The organism is Acidithiobacillus sp., assembly GCF_049965315.1.
Classification (GTDB): domain Bacteria; phylum Pseudomonadota; class Gammaproteobacteria; order Acidithiobacillales; family Acidithiobacillaceae; genus Acidithiobacillus_B.
The window spans coordinates 1-20,696 of the sequence record NZ_JBMFWL010000037.1 but is presented as its reverse complement, the minus strand read 5'-3'; the positions used below and the strand labels follow the sequence as shown (position 1 = coordinate 20,696).

General features: G+C 63.9%; 16 protein-coding genes and 1 tRNA gene. 6 read left to right on the top strand and 11 right to left on the bottom strand.

Features of this window, described 5'->3' with window-relative positions; all coding sequences use genetic code 11:
* Window positions 1-646: 646 nt before the first annotated feature.
* Window positions 647-1,720, bottom strand: a complete 1,074-nt coding sequence (locus tag ACP5MM_RS08685; protein WP_427934423.1) for a site-specific integrase — start codon at window positions 1,718-1,720, stop codon at window positions 647-649.
* 114 nt (window positions 1,721-1,834) lie between these two features.
* Window positions 1,835-1,911, bottom strand: a tRNA-Arg gene (locus ACP5MM_RS08680).
* A gap of 236 nt (window positions 1,912-2,147) precedes the next feature.
* Here ACP5MM_RS08680 and ACP5MM_RS08675 point away from each other — a divergent pair.
* From ACP5MM_RS08675 to ACP5MM_RS08665, 3 genes are all read left to right on the top strand, one after another.
* Complete coding sequence (locus ACP5MM_RS08675) at window positions 2,148-3,545, top strand: ribulose-bisphosphate carboxylase (RefSeq protein ID WP_427932211.1); 1,398 nt, start codon at window positions 2,148-2,150, stop codon at window positions 3,543-3,545.
* A gap of 92 nt (window positions 3,546-3,637) precedes the next feature.
* Window positions 3,638-4,093, top strand: coding sequence for a hypothetical protein (locus tag ACP5MM_RS08670; RefSeq protein WP_427932209.1), 456 nt, complete (start codon window positions 3,638-3,640; stop codon window positions 4,091-4,093).
* Window positions 4,094-4,201: 108 nt separating this feature from the next.
* Entirely contained in the window at window positions 4,202-4,537 is a 336-nt protein-coding gene (locus ACP5MM_RS08665) for a hypothetical protein (protein ID WP_427932207.1), read from the top strand.
* 119 nt (window positions 4,538-4,656) lie between these two features.
* Here ACP5MM_RS08665 and ACP5MM_RS08660 read toward each other — a convergent pair whose 3' ends face one another.
* Genes ACP5MM_RS08660 through ACP5MM_RS08650 form a run of 3 tightly spaced genes read right to left on the bottom strand, consistent with a single transcriptional unit; the run spans window position 4,657 to window position 7,210 of the window.
* Entirely contained in the window at window positions 4,657-5,928 is a 1,272-nt protein-coding gene (locus ACP5MM_RS08660) for an ATP-binding protein (protein ID WP_427934422.1), read from the bottom strand.
* Between the two features lie 34 nt (window positions 5,929-5,962).
* Entirely contained in the window at window positions 5,963-6,685 is a 723-nt protein-coding gene (locus tag ACP5MM_RS08655; RefSeq protein WP_427932203.1) for a response regulator, read from the bottom strand.
* Window positions 6,686-7,210, bottom strand: coding sequence for a hypothetical protein (locus ACP5MM_RS08650; protein ID WP_427932201.1), 525 nt, complete (start codon window positions 7,208-7,210; stop codon window positions 6,686-6,688).
* A 264-nt stretch (window positions 7,211-7,474) separates the two neighbouring features.
* Here ACP5MM_RS08650 and ACP5MM_RS08645 point away from each other — a divergent pair, with 264 nt between their 5' ends.
* Genes ACP5MM_RS08645 through ACP5MM_RS08635 form a run of 3 tightly spaced genes read left to right on the top strand, consistent with a single transcriptional unit; the run spans window position 7,475 to window position 13,115 of the window.
* A complete protein-coding gene (locus ACP5MM_RS08645) occupies window positions 7,475-8,899 on the top strand; it encodes a TolC family protein (protein WP_427932199.1) in 1,425 nt (474 codons plus the stop codon).
* The gene (locus ACP5MM_RS08640; RefSeq protein ID WP_427934421.1) at window positions 8,896-10,047 is read left to right on the top strand and encodes an efflux RND transporter periplasmic adaptor subunit; all 1,152 of its coding nucleotides are present in this window, start codon (window positions 8,896-8,898) and stop codon (window positions 10,045-10,047) included. Before ACP5MM_RS08645 ends, ACP5MM_RS08640 begins: the two co-directional genes overlap by 4 nt.
* The gene (locus ACP5MM_RS08635) at window positions 10,044-13,115 is read left to right on the top strand and encodes an efflux RND transporter permease subunit (RefSeq protein WP_427934420.1); all 3,072 of its coding nucleotides are present in this window, start codon (window positions 10,044-10,046) and stop codon (window positions 13,113-13,115) included. The genes ACP5MM_RS08640 and ACP5MM_RS08635 overlap by 4 nt, the downstream gene beginning before the upstream one ends.
* Before the next feature lie 93 nt (window positions 13,116-13,208).
* On the opposite strand, the gene ACP5MM_RS08630 is transcribed toward ACP5MM_RS08635, so the two are convergent.
* The 6 genes from ACP5MM_RS08630 to ACP5MM_RS08605 form a co-directional block, all read right to left on the bottom strand.
* On the bottom strand, window positions 13,209-13,922 hold the full coding sequence (locus tag ACP5MM_RS08630) for a type 1 glutamine amidotransferase (protein WP_427934419.1): 714 nt from the start codon (window positions 13,920-13,922) through the stop codon (window positions 13,209-13,211).
* Between the two features lie 151 nt (window positions 13,923-14,073).
* A complete protein-coding gene (locus ACP5MM_RS08625; protein WP_427934418.1) occupies window positions 14,074-16,689 on the bottom strand; it encodes a chemotaxis protein CheW in 2,616 nt (871 codons plus the stop codon).
* A gap of 114 nt (window positions 16,690-16,803) precedes the next feature.
* Complete coding sequence (locus ACP5MM_RS08620) at window positions 16,804-18,597, bottom strand: putative bifunctional diguanylate cyclase/phosphodiesterase (protein ID WP_427934417.1); 1,794 nt, start codon at window positions 18,595-18,597, stop codon at window positions 16,804-16,806.
* Between the two features lie 126 nt (window positions 18,598-18,723).
* A complete protein-coding gene (locus ACP5MM_RS08615) occupies window positions 18,724-20,031 on the bottom strand; it encodes an ammonium transporter (protein ID WP_427932189.1) in 1,308 nt (435 codons plus the stop codon).
* A gap of 55 nt (window positions 20,032-20,086) precedes the next feature.
* Window positions 20,087-20,425, bottom strand: a complete 339-nt coding sequence (gene glnK / locus ACP5MM_RS08610) for a P-II family nitrogen regulator (protein ID WP_123101167.1) — start codon at window positions 20,423-20,425, stop codon at window positions 20,087-20,089.
* Between the two features lie 55 nt (window positions 20,426-20,480).
* Window positions 20,481-20,696, bottom strand: a 216-nt coding sequence (locus tag ACP5MM_RS08605) for an outer membrane beta-barrel protein (protein ID WP_427934416.1), incomplete at its 5' end; no start/stop codon positions are given.

The window sequence follows — 20,696 nt, the reverse complement described above, 5'->3', positions numbered from 1 at the left end:
TGCCCATGGGCGCTCCCCGCCTTTCATCATCGTATCTCCTTCATTACCATCCACATATCCTCTTTTTCCGCTTGTAACAACTCCACCAAGGGCTCGGCTAGATTCGACAGCCTTTCCAGAAGGCGACTGCTCCATACAGAAGCCTCGGCGGGATCCAGTTGATCGCACAGGGCAGTGCCTTTGAGCCAAGGCAATCTACACGCCATACAGAGATCTCTTCCTTGTTATATCTTTATATTTAACGACACATACGATCATTTTCTTTAGGGGCTGCGGAAAATATTTTCAGTGGTGGGCTAGGATGCACCCAAGACGCGAAATAAACAGGGGCAGTTCGGCGCGCCGAAACTTAGCTCCGCGCATCGTTCGAACCTCTCCAGCCTCGTTCTGCCCATTATACCACCGACTTTTTCAGCATCCTCTTAGGGCTATAATCCAGACGAATCTATAAGACATTTGGAATCACTGTGTCTGGTGGATCCTTGACTCCCTGACCGTAATGTACTGAATCCCCTACAGACAGGCAATCCCAACTAGGCGCGATCATCAGACCTTACAAACCACGGGGAAACACCTATCGCCAACCATCGGCACTCCCAGCATGACCAACGTCCGCTTCCAGTCTGAACCAGCCGTTTGGCATCCCTCACCCCAGCATCTTCGCCAAGTCCTCGGCCCTTAGGTGAGTATAGCGCTTCAACATCTGGAGCGTCTTGTGCCCGGTGATCGCCGCTACCTGCATGGGATTTAGCCCCTTCTCGAAGAACCGGCTGGTGGCCTCATGGCGTAGGTCGTGGAAGCGCAAATCCTGGATGCCCGCGCGTCGGCAGGCGCGGGCGAAGGACAGGTGGATGGCTTCATAGGTAGTTCCAAAGACGCGGCCATCCCCAGAGTGTGGTAGGGCGCGCAACACCTCAATGGCGACGCTGGACAGGGGTACGGCACGCGCCGTGCCGTTCTTCGTCTCAGGGAGATAGGCCGTGCGCTTGTCCAGATCCACGTGCTTCCAGAGCAGGCCGGTGGTCTGAATGGGACGCTCTCCGCTTTCCTCATCCGTCTTTCCTTTGGTCTGTAACATCTCGCCCGCGCGCATAGCGGTCTCGATGGCAAAAAGGACGACGGGACGCAACCAAGGGTTCTGGGCCTTGGCGCATTCATCCAGCAGGCGGTCGCCTTCATCGTCTTGCAGCCGGCGGTCCCGGGCCTGTGGAAGTTTTGGAGCCTGGACCTTTTCAGTCGGTAAACCCAATGGAAGCGCGATCCCCCATTCCCTTTCCGCCTTCTTCAACACACGGTGGAGCAGCCCCAATTCATGCTTCACTGTTTGGCCTGATACAGACTTACCGCCGCGCCCTTGCTCTTTTAGTCTGCGATCGCGGAATTCTGCGATCGCGCTCGACGCGAGCCGAGCAACACTGGTCGATGCAAAATGTTCCTTGAGCGTCTTGAGGCGAGACAACTCCGGCGTGCAGTGCTTCCTCTCTGCCAGAACTTCTCTTGCATAACGGTCAAGCAGTTCGCCAATGGTAGTGCGTTCCGCCTCTGATCTGTCTAGCCAAGCTCCGCGATCCATTTCGGACTCTATGGTGCGCGCCCATCGCTCCGCCTCGGCCTTGGTGCGAAACGTCTTGACCTGCTGCGGGTAGCCTTTCTTGCGAACCCGAACCTGCCAACCAATCCGGATACCTTGGTCATCATTACGTGGGGTAACGGTCGCCATCGCGAGTAGTCCTGAACATCTGCTTCATTCGCGCTCAGTGTCGCACTAGTGTCGCGGAAATTCAAGATGGCAAAGAAAAAGGCCCTAGATAGTATCCTAGGGCCTTGTTTTTATTGGTGCGCGGTACTGGATTCGAACCAGTGACCTTTGGCTTCGGAGGCCAACGCTCTATCCAGCTGAGCTAACCGCGCAACGGTGCAAATTATAGGCGGTCGCCGAGGGGCTGTCCATCGCCTGCCCGTAGGTTGCCCAAGCGACTTACGGCCTTCACCCTCGCACCGGGCATTCTCCTGCGCCCTCCAGCCGGAACAAGCGATGGAAAAAAACATATTATAGTGCTATTATGCCGTCCCAAAGGGACCGGGCATGCCTGTTGTACATGCGCCTGCCCCGGCACCATCCATCATTTCGATATCAGGAGCATCTCATGGCTTACGACCAGTCCCAGCGCTACTCTAATCTTCAACTCCAGGAAGCGGATCTGATCGCCAAGGGTCGCCATGTGCTCTGCGCCTACCGCCTCAAGCCCAAGCCGGGCCACCCCTTCCTCGCTACGGCGTCCCATGTGGCGGCGGAGTCATCCACCGGGACCAATGTGGAGGTGAGCACCACCGACGACTTTACCCGTGGTGTGGATGCCCTGGTCTACGCCATTGACGAACATGCCTTTGGCGAAGAAGGCGGGCTGATGAAGGTGGCCTACCCCCTGGAGCTTTTCGACCGCAACATTACCGACGGGCGCATGATGATCTCGCAATTCACCAGCCTCGTCATCGGGAACAATCAGGGCATGGGGGACATCATCGGGTTGCGCCTGCTGGATTTTTACGTGCCGCCCGTGGCGCTGACGCTCTTTGACGGTCCGGCGGTCAACATTGCCAACCTCTGGCGCATCCTGGGCCGGTCCCATGTGGATGGCGGTTTCGTGGTGGGCACCATCATCAAGCCCAAGCTGGGCCTGCGGCCCAAGCCCTTTGCCGATGCCGCCCATGCCTTCTGGCTGGGCGGGGACTTCATCAAGAATGACGAGCCCCAGGGGAACCAGCCCTTCTGCTCCATGAAAACGGTCATGCCCTTGCTGGCGGACGCCATGAAGCGCGCCCAGGACAGCACCGGCGAGGCGAAGCTGTTCTCGGCGAACATTACCGCTGACGATCCGCAGGAAATCATCGCGCGCGGCGAATATATCCTCGAAACCTTCGGTGACGATGCCAATCACATCGCCTTCCTGGTGGACGGCTTCGTGGCCGGCCCTGCGGGCGTGACCACGGTGCGTCGGCATTTCCCCAACGTCTTTCTGCACTACCATCGCGCCGGCCATGGAGCGATCACCTCCGAGGTCAATCCCCGCGGCTATCCGACCTCCGTGCATATCAAGCTCTCGCGCCTGCTGGGCGCCTCCGGCATCCATGTGGGCACCATGGGCTACGGCAAGATGGAGGGGGGCAAGGATGATCGCGCCATTGCCTACATGATCGAGCGCAATCAGGCCGACGGCGCCTATTATCATCAGGACTGGCACGGCATGATGGCCACCACCCCCATCATCTCCGGGGGCATGAACGCCCTGCGGGTCCCGGGTTTCTTCGACAATCTGGGCCATGGCAATGTCATCATGACGGCCGGCGGCGGTTGTTACGGCCACATCGACGGGCCGGCTGCAGGAGCCAAATCCTTGCGCCAGGCCTACGAGTGCTGGAAGGCCAAGGCGGATCCCCTGGAGTGGGCCAAGTCCCACCGGGAATTTGCCCGCGCCTTCGAAAGTTTTACCCACGATGCCGATACGTTGTTCCCCAACTGGCGCGTGGCGCTGGAGGTGGAATAACGCTTCGATCCGCGCGGACGGATCCGGGGGCATCGGCTGATGCGGCCACCGCTCCAAATCCGGGCGGGCGGGCCCGGCAAAGAGGGGCTTCCATGAAGGCCGCACCCAAAGGGTACGACTTTAAGTACGGGCGGGGCGGCGACGATGAGGAACATCGCCGCCACGAGGCGGATTATCACCTGCTGCTGGAGCGCCATGCTGCCTTGCAGCGCCGGACGGAGCGTCTGCCGGACGGGATCCGCACTTGGACGACTACCCAAGATCCCCGATTGCTCCTGGTCTTGCAGCGCCATGCGCAGGACATGAAAAGCCGCTTCGGCCATGATCGTGCCATCCGCTCCTGGGATCCCCTCTTCCAGAAGCTATTCGAGTATCGCTCCCAGGTGCAGGTCACCCTGCGCCCATTGGCGGACGGCATCTACGCGGAACTCCGCAGCCAGAACCCGGAAGTGGTGCCTTATCTCTACGCCCATGGCGACACCCTTGCCGCTTGGGTGCATGGGGGCCTTGGCGCGGCCCGGGAGCCCAGTCCTCTGCCCCGGGATTGACGGGCCGACATTTCCATCCCTTCCGCTGACGGCCGTCTATCCATGGTCATGAGACTTTTCTGCTATGGTGGAGTTATATCAGCAGCATATCCGCAAGGGGGTTAGGCTATGGAAGGAGCGGCACAAGGCCGGCGCTGGGGCTGGGTGATGGTGGCCCTGTTCTTGTTGCTTGCCGCGGGGGTTCTGGCCTTTTGGTGGCGCAATCAGCAGGCGAAAGTGGCCAAGGTGGAATCCCCTGCGGCCACCATGCATCTCGTGGCGCCCGTCATCTCCACCCAATCGGTGCCCAATTTTCCCGTAGGCGGCGCCGTGGTGCAAAAAGGCACCCTGGAAGGACCCATCAGCGGCTCCTGCGGCAACATCAAATGGCACCGACTGAGCCCCGCAGAGGCAGCCAATCTGCGTAAGCTATGCCCGGCCGGGACCGCCAAAGATACCCCTTAGCCGCGACGCGCTCCCATCGGGGGCACCCGGCGCCTGCTGGTCCAGAGTTTTCTTTCCTGGAACAATGAGTTGCGCAGAAGCTGCGGCAGAATCCCTGCCCTCTCTGCCGTTTTTTGGCTTCATGGGCGCGGACAGGGCAGGTGCAGGGTGGCTTCCAGGCCGCCCTCGGAAGTATTGCGCAGGGACAGATGGCCGCCGTGGCGGCTGATGATGCGTTCGACGATGGCGAGCCCCAAACCGATGCCGCCACCCTGGCCGGCCTGGGCGAAGGGGGCGCGGATGCGCGGCAGGATGGCTTCGGGGATGCCGGGGCCATGATCGCGCACGGTGACGAGTAGCGCGCCGGGCCGCCGTTCGGCGCGGATGTCGATGGGACCGGCGCCATGGCGCAAGGCGTTTTCGATGAGGTTTTGCACGGCCCGGGCGAGGCCGATGGGTTGGAAGGCAACGGTGGGCAGGGGCTCTCGGGGCAGGTGCAGGGTAAGCTCCGTCTGGTCGTGATAACGCTCGACCAGTTCCCGGAGGAGTTGGGCGAGGTCGCCGGGTTCCAGATCCTCCTCGCGACCACTGCGGGCATAGTCGAGGAACTGGGCGATGACCCCGTCCATTTCGCGAACATTGGCCACGATCTCCCCGCGCGCCTCGCTGTCGGAAGGCAAAAACTCCGCCGCCAGGCGCAGGCGGGTGAGCGGCGTGCGCAGGTCGTGGGAAACACCCACCAAAACGAGTTCGCGCTCTTTCCAGAGCTGATAGAGATCCCGCAGGAGCTGGTTGAAGCGCGTTGCCAGTCGGCGCACGTCCGCGGGGCCGGTTTCCGGCACGGTGGGGGGCGGATCTTCCCGGCCCATGCGCTCGACGCTGTTCATGAGGCGCGTGAGGGGGCGCGCCACCTGCCGGACCGTGAGGAAGGCGCCGAGGAGGGAGAGCAGGACGATGGCCGTCAGTTTGAGCCAGGGGAGGGGCAAAGCGGCCGGCGCCGGAAGGGCCACGCCCACAGCCAGGGGAGATGCGGGGCTGAGGCGCAACCAGAGACGCCCATGGGGATAATCCACCAGCAATTCGGCCTGGGGACCCAGCAGTTGCCGCATCCGGGCGAGGGTGGTTTGGAGAATGGCCATTTTGGGGCTATGCCCCCGAACGGCAGCGGCTGGACTCAAGGTCATGCCCTCTTGCTGCAAGCGGTCGCGCAGGGCTTCCACTTGGGCGGGCTGGAGGGCGGCGACGATGGTCTGGGTTTGCGCCCACTGCCTGGCCAGCATCTCGGCCCGGGGATTGATCTGATAGATGTTGAAAAACCAGTACACGGCAATCTGGCTCAGCACCAGGAGTCCGGCAATGAGCAGAAACATGCGCATGAAGAGGGTGTCGGGCCATAGCCGTGGAGTTTTCATGGTAGATTCGGCAATTGCCAGGGGATTTTGCGACTCATGGCCGCTCCCGGTCATCGCCATCGGGCACGAAGACATAACCCCGACCCCAGACCGTTTGCAGATAGCGCGGTTGGGCGGGGTCTTCCTCAAGGATCCGGCGCAGACGCGAAACAAAGACATCGATGCCGCGCGGGCCGGGGATCTCTTCCTGATCATGGGTCATATTGAGGAGGCGGTCCCGGGACAGGGGTTGCCAGGGATGGCTGGCGAGGGCATGGAGCAGGGAAAACTCGGTGTCCGTCAAGGCCAGGCGCTGGTCGCCGCGCCAGAGCACCCGGGTATCCAGGGCGAGGTTGAAGGGACCGAAGGCAATATTGCCGGGTGCCGGCGCCACCGTGACGTTTTCCGCCGCCCGGCGCAGGACGGCCCGGATGCGGGCGACCAATTCCCGGGGTTCGAAGGGTTTGGGCAGATAATCGTCGGCGCCCACCTCCAGGCCTTTCACCCGGTCGGGGAGGTCCCCGCGGGCGGTGAGCATGATGATGGGGAGGCCGGACCCGCCATCGCGCAGGCGTCGGCAGATGGCAAAGCCGTCCTCGCCGGGCATGAGCACGTCGAGGAGCAACAAATCGTAATGTTCCCGTTCCAAATGGCGGTCCATCTGCACGCCGTCGCCGACGGCGTGGATGGCAAAGCCCTGGCCTTCGAGGTAGCGCACCAGCATGTTGCGCAGGCGCGGGTCGTCGTCGACCAACAGGAGCTTGCCACCCTCGGCCATTTATCTACCCATTTGCGTGTAGAGGGTGGTGACCTTTTCCCACTGTTCCGGCGTCAGGGTATGGTGCAGGAACTCCACCTGCCGGATGCCGTGCTCCAGCATTTCCCGATGGTCCTTGTCGACGGCCGCCTTGAGGGGCGCCAGGGCCTCGCCCGTCTCGCCCTTGAGCAGGGCATCGCGCAGGGCGCGGTTGTGCTCCAGCATCGAACCCCGCCATTTCTGCCCCTGGGCCACCTGATGCGTCCGCCAGTCTTCCAGGGCCTTTTTCTGTTCGGCGCTCAGATTCAGTTCGGCCATGTGGCGGAAGACGATGGGCATGAGCATGGGAACGGGGGCTTCCTTCAGCCACCGGCCTTTTTGCATGGCGCGGGGACCGCCGCCCATGGGACCGGCACCCGTGGGCCCCGCACCCATCATTCCGGGTCCCGTGGCGGGGGCCGGCGCAGCGGCGGCGAGGGCCGGGGCCAGGCCTAGGCCAAGGGTGCCCAACAGCAGCAGGGAAAAGGTGGTTTTGCTCAGATTCATGACGGCTACTCCTCTGTTGTGGAGGGGACCATCCCCTCCGAACGTCTGTCAAGCTACTGCGAAAGGGGACCCGTCGCCAGTGCTAAATTGTGAATAGTTGTAAAAATGGCGGCCCGCCTCCCGGAACTCGCAAGGGGAAATATCTCCGCCAACGACCGTGCTCAGGATTAACGACTTGTAACAATTTACCCCGCCGCATGGTCTTTCCTCCCTACCGGGGATCGTTGAGAATAGGCCCTGCCCGATGGCAGGTGGGAGGATGCGGTGCGATACGGAATCCCGGTGATTTTTTCCCTGGCATGGCTGGGCTTGTGTGCAACGGCCCATGCGGGCATCGGCGCCTGGGTGGAGGACCCCTTCGCCACCGGCGATGAAGTGGGCTCCGGCCCCGCCCGACTGTGGGAGCACCATCCGCAACTCCCGGCGCTCCCCGCGGCGGCAAGCCTGCCGGCGCAGGAGCAGGGACAGACCTGGAGCCTGGCGCAACTCAGCAATTACGCCCTGGAGCACAATCCGCAAACCGCGGCGGCCTGGGCGGGCCTCAAGGCCCAGGCCGCCGCCCTGGGCATGGCCGAGAGCGCCTGGCTGCCCACCCTCTCCCTCAATACCAATCTTACCCGCCGCCAAGCGGCCTCCACGGCGGGATTCACGGTGCCGGCGCGCAACAGCGCCAACCCCAACCTGAGCCTGAGCTACACCCTCTGGGACTTCGGCCTGCGGGCCGCCAAGGTAGACGCGGCCCGCGCCCAAACCTGGGTGGCTGGCTACACGCAGAATCAGGACATCCAGCAGGTGGCCTTTGCGGTGGCCCAAAGCTATTACCAACTGCTGGGCAACGAGGCCCTGCTGGAGGCGGATCGCAAGACCCTGGCGGAAAGCCGGAACAATCTGGACGCCGCGGAACTGCTGTACCGTGCCGGTCAAGCGACCATTGGTGCCCTCTATCAGGCGCGGGCTTCCCTGGCCCAGGCCCAGTCGGCCCTGGCCGCCCAGGAGCAGACGGTGGCAGCCAGCCGGGGGGCGCTGGCCAACGCCTGCGGTCTGGCGCCCGATACCCTCCTGCGCATCGCCCCCCTGGATGACACGCGCACCCCCCCCGCCCCCGGGCAAGGGGCGGAGGATCTCATGCAGGCGGCCCTGCGCGCCAATCCGGCCCTGCAGGAGGCTCGGGCTCAAGTCGCAGCAGCCCAGGCCAATCTACGCAGCGCCCAGGCGAGCGGCCTGCCCAGCCTGGGGGTAAGCAGCAATTACGGTTACCTCTTTCAAGGCGGCTTTCGGCCCGCCGACACCTGGACCGTCGGTTTCACCCTGACGGTACCGATCTTCAACGGCTACAACACCCACTACCAGATCCGCCAGGCCCGGGCACAGGAAGAGCAAGCCAGGGCCAATCTGGCCAACAGCCGCAACACGGCGATGCTGGCGGTCTGGCAGGATTACCACAGTTTTCGCGGGGCCCTGGCCGCCTATCCCGGTGCCCGCAGCGGCCTGGAAAACGCCCGCAAGGCCCTGGAGGTGGTGCAGGCTCAGTACAAGGTCGGCCAAGCCACCATTCAGGATGTCCTACAAGCCGAGGCCGCCCTGGCCCAGGCGCGCAATACCCTCATTCAAAATCTCGTCACCAGCTATGTCGCCCTCGCGCAACTCACGCAGGCGGTGGGCATGCCCCTGGGAGCAGCCAAACCATGAGTACCCTTCTCCGCTTCCCCCTGCGCAGCCCCCTGGCCCTCGCGCTGCTCGGCCTCGCCGGCCTGCTGCTGGCGGGCTGCCAAAACAAGGCGAAGCAGGCGCCGCCGACGCTGGCAGTGCAGACCGTGGTAATCCAGACACGCCCCATGACCCATTACGAGGGCTTTCTGGGGACGGTGACGCCGCTGCAGACGGCGCAGATCATTCCCCAGACCTCGGGCATGCTCAGCGGCGTCCATTTCCTGCCGGGCGGCGTGGTGCACAAAGGCCAGCTCCTGTTCACCATCAGCCCCGACCAGGCCCGCGCCGCCCTGGCCCAGGCCCAGGCCAAGGTGGCCGCGGACCTGGCCACCGCCAGCTATAACCAAAAGCTGGTGGACCAGGACCGGCCGCTGGTGGCCAAGGACTTCATCACCCGCCAGAGCTATGATCAGGCCGTTTCCCAGGCCGAGGCCGCCGCAGCCCAGGTGCAGGCGGATCGGGCCGCCGTGCAGCAGGCGGCGCTGAACCTGTCCTATACGCGCATCACCGCGCCCATCAGCGGGCGCATCGGCCAGGCCCAAGTCAAGGCCGGCAATCTGGTGGTGGCCAATCAGACGGTCTTGACCACCATCAATCAGATCCAACCCATCGCCATCAATTTCAGCGTGCCCCAGAACCTCCTGGACGCGGCACGGGCGGCCCAGGCAACAGCGGCACCCCTCCCGGTGCTGGACGAAAGCAGCCGGCAGCAGATCGACCGCGCGCGGCTGATCTTTGTGGACAACACCGTGGGGGCCGGCACTGGGACGGTGGCCCTGCAGGCCAGCGCGGCCAATGCCCAACTGGCCCTCTGGCCGGGCCAGTATGTCTTGGTGCAGATGCCGGTGCAGCATCTGGCGGTCGCCCCCGTTCTGCCCGTGGGGGCCATCCAGCAAGGGCCCAAGGGGGCCTATGTCTATGTCGTGGCGGCCGGCAAGGCCGAAACCCGACCGGTGGACGTACTCTGGGAAGAAACCGGCAGCGCCGTGGTGCAGGGATTGTCCCCCGCCACTCCGATCATTTATCCCGTCCCCACCCGCGTCTACCCGGGGGCTCCGGTCAAGGTGGCGCCGGCCGCTGCCAAGACGCGCAAAGGCCCCCAGCCGGCGCCGGAGGCGCAACCGTGAATCTTTCGGCCCCGTTCATCCGCCGCCCGGTGATGACCGTGATCCTGGTGGCGGGCTTGATGGTCTTCGGCATTTTCGCCTTCCTGCGCCTGCCCGTGGCGTTGCTGCCCAGCGTCGATTTCCCCACCGTCATGGTGGCCGCCAGCCTCCCCGGCGCGAGCCCCCAGACCATGGCCAGCGCCGTGGCCACGCCCCTGGAGAAACAGTTTTCAGCCATCCCGGGCCTGAGCGCGATGAGCTCGGTGAGCAGCAGCGGCTCGACCCGCGTCGTCCTGCAGTTCGACCTCTCCCAGGACATCAACGTCGCCACCCAGAATGTGCAAAATGCCGTCACCCAGGCCGCCCATCTCCTGCCGCCGGGCATGCCCAGCCTGCCTTTCGTGAAGCAGCTCAACCCGTCGGCGGCACCCATCGAATTCATTGCCGTATCCGCTCCCACCATGCCCATCTACCGCCTCAACCAGTATGCGGTGGACCGCCTGGTGCCGGCCATCTCCGGCATCCCCGGCGTGGCCCAGGTACAGGTCTTCGGCGAGCAAAACTATGCCGTGCGCATCCACGCCAATCCCTACGCCATGCAGGCGCGGGGCATCTCCCTGCAGGGCCTCTCCCAGGCCATTGCCAGCCACAATGTCAACCTGCCCCAGGGCAATCTCCTCGGCGAGGTCCGCAATTTCGCCGTGAATGTCCATGGCCAGCTCAATGACGCGGCGGCCTTTCAGGACATGCCGCTGAACTTCGCCAACGGCGCGGTGGTGCCCCTGAATGCCATTGCCGAGGTCAGCAACGGCGTGGACAACGACCAGATCGCCACCTGGCTCGGCCGCGACCGGGCCATCGTCCTCGCCGTGGTGCGCCAGCCCGATGCCGATACGGTGGCCATCTCCAGCGCCATTGCCCGGGATCTGCCGCGCCTGCAGGCGAGCCTGCCCGGCGGGGCGCAGATGCGGGTGGTCTACGACAAGGCCGACTACATCCGCGCGGCGGTGGAAGAGGTGGAACTCACCCTCCTGCTCGCGTCGCTGCTGGTGGCCGGGGTGCTGTGGCTCTTTCTCGCGCGCAAGAGCCCCACCCTCATCGGCGCCCTGGCCATTCCGACCTCCATCCTCGGCACCTTTGCGCTCATGATGGAGTTCGGCTATACCCTCAACACCCTCACCCTCCTCGCCCTCACCCTCTCGGTGGGTTTCGTGGTGGATGACGCCGTGGTCATGCTCGAAAACATCGCCCGTCACGAGGAACATGGCGAAGCGCCCTTCACCGCCGCCCTCCATGGCAGCCGCGAGATCGGCTTCACGGTCTTGGCCATGACCCTCTCCTTGGCCGTGGTCTTTTTGCCCTTCCTCGTCATGGGCGGCATCGTCGGCCGGCTCTTCCGCGAGTTCGGGGTGACCATCGCCGTGGTGATCCTGCTCTCCGGCGCCATCTCCCTCAGCCTCACCCCCATGCTCTGCGCCCGCTATCTGCGGGTGCGCGTGGCCGACCCTACGGCCTTCGAGCGCGGCTTCGCCCGCCTGCGCGACTGGTATGGGCGCAGCCTGCGCGCGGCCCTGGGGCGGCGCGGCTGGATCTACCTGGGTGCCTTGCTGAGTTTCGTGGCCATGATCGCCCTCTTCGTGATCCTGCCCAAGGGCTTCATCCCCAGTGAGGACAGCGGCATCATCAGCGGCAATCTCCAGTACCCCCAGGGCATCAGCTTTGGCGATCTGTCCCGGACCCAGGAGGCCATTGCCGGCGCCATCACCCACAATGCCGCGGTGGACTCGGTCATCTCCAGCGCCGGCCAGGGCGCCGGGGCCTTCGGCTCGGCCAACAGCGGCCGCCTCATCATCCGCCTGAAGCCCAGCGGGGAGCGGCCCGCCGGGGAAGAGGTGATTCAGCAGTTGCGCCGCCTCGTCGCCCGCTTCCCCGGCGTCGAGGCCAGTTTCCAATTGCCCCCCGCCATCCAGATGGGGCCCGTATCCTCCCAGTCCCGCTATCAGTATGTCCTCCAGGGAGAGGATCAGGAGACCCTGGACAGCGTCGCGCCCCGCCTGGAGGCGGCCCTGCGGCGCATCCCCGGCCTGCAGAACGTGAACAGCGACCTGCAACTGGCCAACCCCGAGATCGAGGTGAAGATCCTCCACCAGCGCGCCCAGGCCCTGGGGGTAACCCCCCAGGCCATCGAGCAGGCCTTGAACTTCGCCTTTGGCGGGACGCAGGTGGGGACCATCTATGCCGCCACCAACCAATACGAAGTGATCCTCGACCTCGCCCGGCAGTTTCAGCAAAATATCGGCGCACTGTCGGCCATCACCGTGCCGGGCAGCACCGGCCTCGTGCCCCTGGCGGCCCTGGCGCAGTTCTCTTATGGGGTGGGCCCCCTGAGCATCAGCCATTACAACCTGCTGCCCAGCGTTACCCTCTCCTTCAATCTGGCCCCGGGGCTTTCCATCGGCCAGGCCACCAGCGCCGTGCAGGCGACGGCGCAAAAGATCCTGCCCCCCACGGTGCAGGGGGATTTCGGCGGTACGGCGGCCGCCTTCCAACAGTCCAATTCCAGCCTGCCGCTGCTGCTGCTCGCCACCGTGGCCCTCATCTACGCCATCCTCGCCATCCTCTACGAGGACTTCATCCACCCCCTCACCATCCTCACCGCCCTGCCCCTGGCCGGTTTCGGCGCCCTGCTGGCGCTGTGGATCTTTCACAAGGAGCTGGATCTCTTCAGCTTCGTGGGCATCATCATGCTGGTGGGGCTGGTGAAGAAGAATGGCATCATCATGATCGACTTCGCCATCGCCCGCCGCCGCGAAGGGGCCAGCGCCCTGGATGCCATTGTCGATGCCTGCGTGACCCGCTTTCGCCCCATCATGATGACCAACCTCGCCGCCGTCCTCGGCATCCTCCCCATCGCCATCGGCTTCGGCACGGGCTCCGAGTCGCGCACCCCCCTGGGCATCGCCGTGGCGGGGGGCATCATCGTCTCGCAGTTCCTCACCCTCTACGTAACGCCGGCCTTTTATGTCTTCTTCGAGGGGCTCAAGGAGCGCTGGGCGCCGATGAAGAAGAAAACGGTCTTGCCGGGCTGAGGTCCAGGGAAAGGTGTGGTGATCCGCCCGCTATCCGCATAATTCTCCGTCCCGGCCGGAAGCCATTGCGCATAGCTCGCAAGAACCCGCGTTTCACCGCAGCAGCTCCAGCCACGGGGCATATAATACGCGCGCCATGGCCGCCAAATCGGCGCACCTTTGGGCCAGATCCCGGGTGATCTCCGCCGCCGGTTGCACGCCGGGGGCCGGCCGCTGCAGGTCGTCCGCCATGGCCTCGGTCCATGCCCGGACGATGGCGGCGGTCACCTCCGGATGGCCCTGGAGGGCCAGGCAATGCTGGCCGATGGCGAAGGCCTGATGGGCGCACAGGGCGCTGGACAGGAGCGGGGTGCTGCCCTCGGGCGGCGCGAAGGTCTCCCCGTGCCAATGGAAAATGGGGAAGGATTCCGGCAATCCTTGCAGCCAGGCACTGTCCTGTCCGGCAGCGGTCTTGGTCACCGGGAACCAGCCGATTTCCGGCCCGGCCGGGTTGGCGAAGACCCGGCCGCCCATGGCCTTGGCGATGAGTTGCCCCCCCAGGCAATGCCCCAAGGTGGGCTGCCCCGCCTCCACGGCCCCACGGATCAGGCGCATTTCCTCCACGAGCCAGGGGTGGCGATCTTCGTCGTTGACGCTCATGGGCCCGCCCATGATGACCAGGCCGGCATAGCCCTTGCCGTTCTGGGGTACGGCCGCCCCGAGATCGAGCCGATGAATGACGGGACGATGGCCCCTTTCCAGGAGCATTTCCGCCAAAAAACCCGGCCCTTCCTCGGGATGGTGCTGCAAAACCAGAATATCGCTCATCGGAATCCCCTGTTCATCCTATTGGTAGATCCGCCCACTGGCGCTTTTAACAAAAAATGACGACCTGCTGTTCACGATAAAATTGTGTAGGCGCAGTGGGGAAACCCGTTTCATGATGACGGGATGCACCGGGGCATAGCCGTTAGATCCATTACGGCAAAACGGCGCTTTGCACCGTACCCTCCAGGAGCGAGAGGCGCTCCATGAGCTGCTGCACCGACAAGATCATCAGTATCCGCTGGTCCGGATCCTCCCCCTGGGGCTTGACGAGGCTTTCGATCAGGGCGGTGGCACCCCCCACGGAGGTCGGCACCGCTTCCAGATGGGACAGGGAGATCTCCCGCGTGTCTCCCAGTTCGTCTACGATAAACCCAAAGCACATCTGCTTTCCAGGCACCCTGATGACCACGATCTGCCGCTGACCCGCCGGTGCCACAGCGCCGGGAAGGAAGGACGCGAGATCAATGACGGGAACGACCTGGTCGTGATGGACGATGCAGCCGTGTATCCAGGCCGGCGCCTCGGGAATCCTGGTTATGGGCTGTTCATCGATGGCCTCGATCTCATATTCCAGGCGGATGCCGTACCAGCCGTCACCCACATGGAAGCTCGCTATTTCTGCGACGTCATCGCCGGTCGGTCGATAGGGAGAATAATCGTTATGCACTTGACGCTGCGCCCCGCCCAGCAGATCACGCCGGCTCACCTGCCTGGAGAGGGGCACCAGCACCAGCGCGACGACGTCATTGCGATAGGCATCCACCCCGCCCTTGTATTCCCTGTACCCCGAAGACATGCGCGAGCCGACGCCATAATATCTGCCGTTGAATTCGATGATATTGGCATACCCCTCGCCGGCGCCCAGGTCGAAGAACTCGCGCCCTATCGCCAACGTCGTTCCCGGCGCAATGCTTGCGTCGCTGCTGGCGATGATATGGCCATTGCGTTCCGCAAAGACGGCGAAGGCCCCTTCCACGAAGGATCCATCCCGATTCCGCGGCAATGCGTCGAGGAGCATCGCCCGCAATTGGGGGGCGGAATCAAAGACGATGGCCACGCCGCCAACGGCCGTGCCGGTGCCATTCAGCGCGGGTATGGCGGCGGCATAGATATAGCTGTGGCGGCCGCCATACAACTCGCTGGGCTCGAAGGCGGACACACAGTACCCTTGGCTATCGCCAAGGCCGAGGGTGGGCATCACCCAGGCCGCTTGCAGCGTCGTCCCCAGCGTATTGCTATAGGCCTGATTGGACACCGCGACGACTTTCGCTGCGCGATCAAAGATCATCAGATTATGGTAAACCGTGTAGAGGCGGTTGATGCCGGTCAGGATCGCTCCGAGTCGCTGCCGCTGCTCTTCCTGCATCTCCTCCGGCTGGTCCAGGGCTTCCCGGAAGGCGCTGGTCAGGGCCCACCAACGGCAATCGTTGGCCCGCTCATACAAATTGCGATCCATGATGTCGATGGCCAGGGCGGCCTGTAGCGAACAGTTATACAGAACCGACGATACCACCGTCTTGTACAGGTTGGTGGTGGATTGGCTGAAGACATCCAGGGTATGGACGCCCGTATTGCCGATCTCCCGCAGCAGCACCTTGGCGAAGGAGGTATTGAGGGCATGGCTGTCCCGGGAGAGCCAGACGTTGCCATTCCACACCGCCCGGTTGAGCTCCCGTTGAATGCTGGCGGCGCGCAGGGGAATGGCCCTGAGATCGGGGGAAAACAGGCTCGCGGTCTCCAGCACGCCGGCCAGGATCGCTTCCGGAACCTGGGCGATTTCATGGGCGATGGCCATCTCGAAGGCATGATTCAACGGCGCCAAGCTATGGCCCTGCCAGCCCGGTCCCATATAACCCTGATAGCCCTGGGTCTGTTGCGTCGTCGCCAGATATTCGCGGCCGGCGAAACGGGTAACGCGGCACCCGTCATCCTTCACCTGCGCTATCCTTGCGCCAACCGGAAACTGGTAGACATCGCTGCTCGCGATGACTCGTCCCTCGGCATCGAGAATGGTCACCACGGTCCAGTCGGATGCGGTGACAAGGCTTCTGAATATCCGCTGGCACTCGTCCTGGAAGCGGAAGCATAAGCACAATACGCCGATGGGCCGGCTCCCGTCCTTGGCCATCACCCGGTAAGAATAAATCAGCGGAGAATCCTCTCCAGGCAGGAGATCGGTGGGGCGGAATGTCTCGACATAGGCATCGGCAGTGCTAAGCGATGCGGCAATCAGGGGATCGCTCGAACGGGTTCCACCGCCGGCGTCATCGAGGCGCAGCAGAATGTTTCCATCCGGCGCGAGCAGGATGATATCGTGATATACGGAATATTTGCGCGCATATTCCCGGAAACGCGCCTGCAGGGCGGCGCGCCGCGGACCATCCGCGCCGGCGGCCAGGGGATCCGCCTCGCAGGCTTGCGCGTAGTCGCAGATATCGCTGTCAGTGGCGAGAAAACCGATATCCGCGGTGCGCTCAAAAAGGTTGCGGATGAGGATGTCTATGGCGATCCGGGCCGTCGATTTCAGGTTGAGTATGGCCTTGTTGTGCAATTCGCTGGCCAATTGACCGAGCAGGATTCCGGCCAGGGCGTTGAAGTCGGTGCGCATGCTGGTAATGTCGGTGCCCGCGCTCAACATTTGCCCCAGCAAGGTCAAATGATCGTATTTGGCCTGTATGTCGCGCAAGCGCTCCTGGTCCTGTTGCAGGCCAACCATGAATTTGGACAGGTATTGGAGATCATCCTGGTCATTGTTTGGTACTTTCACTGGTGCTCCTTGAAACAAGTTGGCCGTGGTGGGCGAAGTTCGCTATTACGCCGATCCATCATCCGGCATGGGCCGGCCAGCGCTGATCGGCAGCGCGCCAAAGGGCGCGAGGGGTCAGATGGGCCTGGGCGGCGCCCGCAGATAGGCGTCGAAATCGCCGGGCGGCATCGGTCTGGCGATGCCAAAGCCCTGACCCTGCTCGGCGGCCATGTCGCGCAACATCCGCCTGCTCTCATCGTCCTCGATGCCCTCGGCGGTGACGATCACGCCCAGGGCGTGGGCCATCTGGATCATGGCCTGCACCAGTTGCGCATGACGGCGGCTGCGCGCCATGGGGATGACGAAGCTGTGGTCGATCTTGATCTGGTTGCAATCCAGCTCCAGCAGATATTGCAAGGCCGCCGGGCCGGTACCGAAGTCATCCAGGGCAAAATGCACCCCCATGCTCCGGCAATCGGCAATGAGCCGGGCCGTTTTCTGGATATCCCGCAAGGCGATGCGCTCCACCAGTTCCAGGCAAAGCTTTGCGGGCGGGAGACCGGGACAGGCGCACAGGGTACGGCGCAGATCGTCGCAGAGGCGGTGGTTTTCCACCTGGCGGGCCGCGAGGTTGATGTGGATGTCCAACTCCATGCCCGCGGCGTGCCAGATTTCTCCTTGGCCGCAGGCGGTCTTCATCACCCACTGACCGATGCGCTGCATGATGGGGGAATCCTCGGCCACGTCCAGAAAGGCGCCGGGCAGGAGCAGTCCGCGGCTGGGGTGTTGCCAGCGCAACAGCGCCTCGGCCCCCACGCAGCGGCCCGTGCGCAGGGAGATGATGGGCTGCCAGTAGAGGACGAATTCCGACTCTTGCAGGGCGCGATCCAGCTCGCCGCGCAGCCATTGCCGCGCCCGGACGCGCTGGTCCTCGCCTTGATCGTAGCTTCGCCAGCCATTGCCGCCCTCGCTCTTGGCCCGGTAGAGCGCCTGATCGGCGTGATGGAGCAGTTCCGCGGGAGCGGCGTCGTCCAGGGGATAAACGCTGACCCCGGCGCTGACGGTAATGCCGATGCGCTGCTCATTCACGCCCATGCGGATGTTCAAGGCCGTCATGATGCGGGTCATGAGCTCTTCCAGATCGCGCAAGCGGCGCAGGTTCTCGACGAGGAGAACGAACTCGTCGCCGGCATAGCGCACCAGGGTGTCACCCGAGCGCATGACGTCCTGGAGCCGGCTGACGATCTCCCGCAGGAGGCGATCCCCCGCCTGGTGCCCCATGGTGTCATTGACCCCTTTGAAACCATCCAGATCGAGCAGGATGACGGCCAGCATGCGCTCGTTGCGTTGCGCCCGGGCGCAGGCGGCGGCGATGCGCTCTTCGAGCTGGTAACGGTTAGGGACGCCGGTGAGGACATCGCAAGCGGCGATCCGCTCCAGGTGCTGCTCGATCCCCATCCGATACCAGGCGGCGCCGAGCATGTCGGCCAAGAGTTGGGCCAGATGCAGATCGCTGTCGGGGAGTTGGGCGGGGGCGGCGCGGAACCAGGAAACGGCAAGGATGCCACTGCAGCCGTCGGGGCCATGCACCGGGATGGCGAGGCTGCCCAGGAGGCCGGTGGCCACATACTCGGGCATGGCCCAAATGCTGTGGGGATAGTCCGGGGTATAGATGGCGGTGTCCCGGCGCAAGGCCGCGCCGCTGATGCCCGCGTCGTCGGCAAAGACATGCTGCGACAAGGATTCATAGCTGGCGGGCAGGCCATGGAAGAACAGATAACGCAGGCAGCGGCCCTCATGGACGATGAAGGCGGCGCCATCGGCGCCCAGACTCTCCGCGGCCAGGGCCGCCGCTGCCACGAAAAAGGCCGAAAAATCGTACTGTCGGATCAGCGCCTGCAGGCGCTCCAACAAGGGAGCAGGGATCATGAATGGACTCACTTCGGAGGACGGGACAAGATCATACATAACGGCACCTCGGCGCGTGGCGCAGATTTTCCGTCCGGAGGGAGGTGACACGGCGGGCGGGGCCCGCCGTGTCGGTGCTACGGGGTTTCAGTCCCCCAAAACCGGCTGACGTTCTCCGTCGCCGTAGAGGGCGTAGGCTTCTTCGCCATGGACGGCGTCGTCGCCCACCAGGAGCTCTTCTTCGGACATGCGCAGGGGCACGACCAGGCTGATGAGCTTGAGGAGGATGAAGGTCACCACGATGTTGAGGGCGATGATGAAGCCCGCACCATAGAGCTGCAGAACCACCTGGTGCCAGTTGCCGTCGATGCCGCCGCCGGGATTGCTCAGCCCGTAGGCCACGCAGCCCGCCTTGGTGGCCAGGACGCCGGTGAGGACGCCGCCCAGGAGGCCGGCCACGGCATGGGTGTGAAAGACGCCCAGGGTGTCGTCCACCTTGCGGAAGAGGGCCAGCTTCTTGCCCATGATGTTCATGCTCAGCCAGGGAATGATGCCCGAGGCCAGGCCGATGAGGAGGGCCCCATAGCCATCCACCACGCCCGCCGCCGGGGTGATGGCCACCAGCCCCGTGATCATGCCCTGCACGGCACCGATCACCGATGGCTTTTTGAAGTAGAAGATATCCATCACCGTCCAGGTCAGGACGCTCATGGCCGTGGCAACATTGGTGTTGAGCACCGCCGCCCCGGCGTCACGGCTGGCCGCATAGGGGTCGCCGCCGTTGAACCCGTTCCAGCCGAGCCAGAGGATGCCCGCTCCCACCAGCATCATCAGCACGTTGTTGGGCTGGAAGCTCTCCCGGTCGCGCTTGAGGCGCGGGCCGATCATGGCGGCGCCGATGAATCCGGCAATGCCCGCCGAGAGATGGATGACGTAGCCGCCCGAATAGTCGATGACCCCCAGGGTGGAGAGCCAGCCGCCGCCCCACAGGCTGAAGGCGCCGATGGTATAGGAGAAGGTCAGCCACAGGGGCACGAAGAGCATCCACGCCTTGAAGTTCATCCGCCCCAGGAAGGCCCCGGCCATGATCACCAGGGTGATGGCGGCAAAGACGAACTGGAAATAGACCATGGTCGCCATGGGGAAATTGGCCAGGGTACTGGAGGTGGGGATGGACGCCTGCTTCAGCTCGTCGCCCATGCTGGCGATGGGGTGGGGCATGCCCACAAAGGATGTCCATTCCGTACCGAAACCCATGTTATAGGCCCAGAGGATCCAGGCGATGAGAACGGCGGCAAAGGCGTAGAAGGCCATGAAGGCGGAGTTGATGGCCCATTTCTTCTTGACGATACCGCCATAGAGGACGACGAGGCCGGGGATGCTTTGCAGACCGACGACGGTGGCAGCGGTAAGCTGCCAGGCGTTGTCGCCGGTGTTGAGCCAGGCTACAGACATGAGAGATTCCTCCGATTTGTGGTTTTAGGAGCGGTTGTTACGGTAAATCGATGGTTCATAACGCCTCTGCGCCGGTTTCCCCGGTACGGATGCGGACGGCCTCGGTGACCTCGGAGACGAAGATCTTGCCGTCGCCGATCTTGCCCGTGCGTGCGCCCTTTTCGATGGCCTCGATGGCCTGGTCCAGGACCTCGTCGGCCACCACGGCCTCGATCTTGACCTTGGGGAGGAAGTCGACCACATACTCCGCTCCCCGGTAGAGTTCGGTGTGCCCCTTCTGGCGACCGAAGCCCTTGACCTCGGTCACCGTCAGGCCCTGGATCCCCATGGCCGAGAGCGCTTCGCGCACATCGTCCAGCTTGAAGGGTTTGACTATGGCTGTGATTAATTTCATGACGACACCTCTTGCACAGGATGAAAGCATCCCAAGGGGCGGAGCCCCCCGGGGCTCAGAACATGAAACCGCCTTCCACCATGCCCCGAAGCTGGGTGCCGCCTACGCCGCTGGTGCCGGACCAGCCAAAGCCGGTGGGCATGGACGCATCCACGTAGGACAGTTCGGCGCGGGCGAAGAAGCCGTCCTCCTGGTAGGTAGGCGTGACGGTGACGGACCAGGCGTGGGAGCCGGGGCCGAAGCCGGTGAGGTTGGCTGCGCCGTCGGTGGG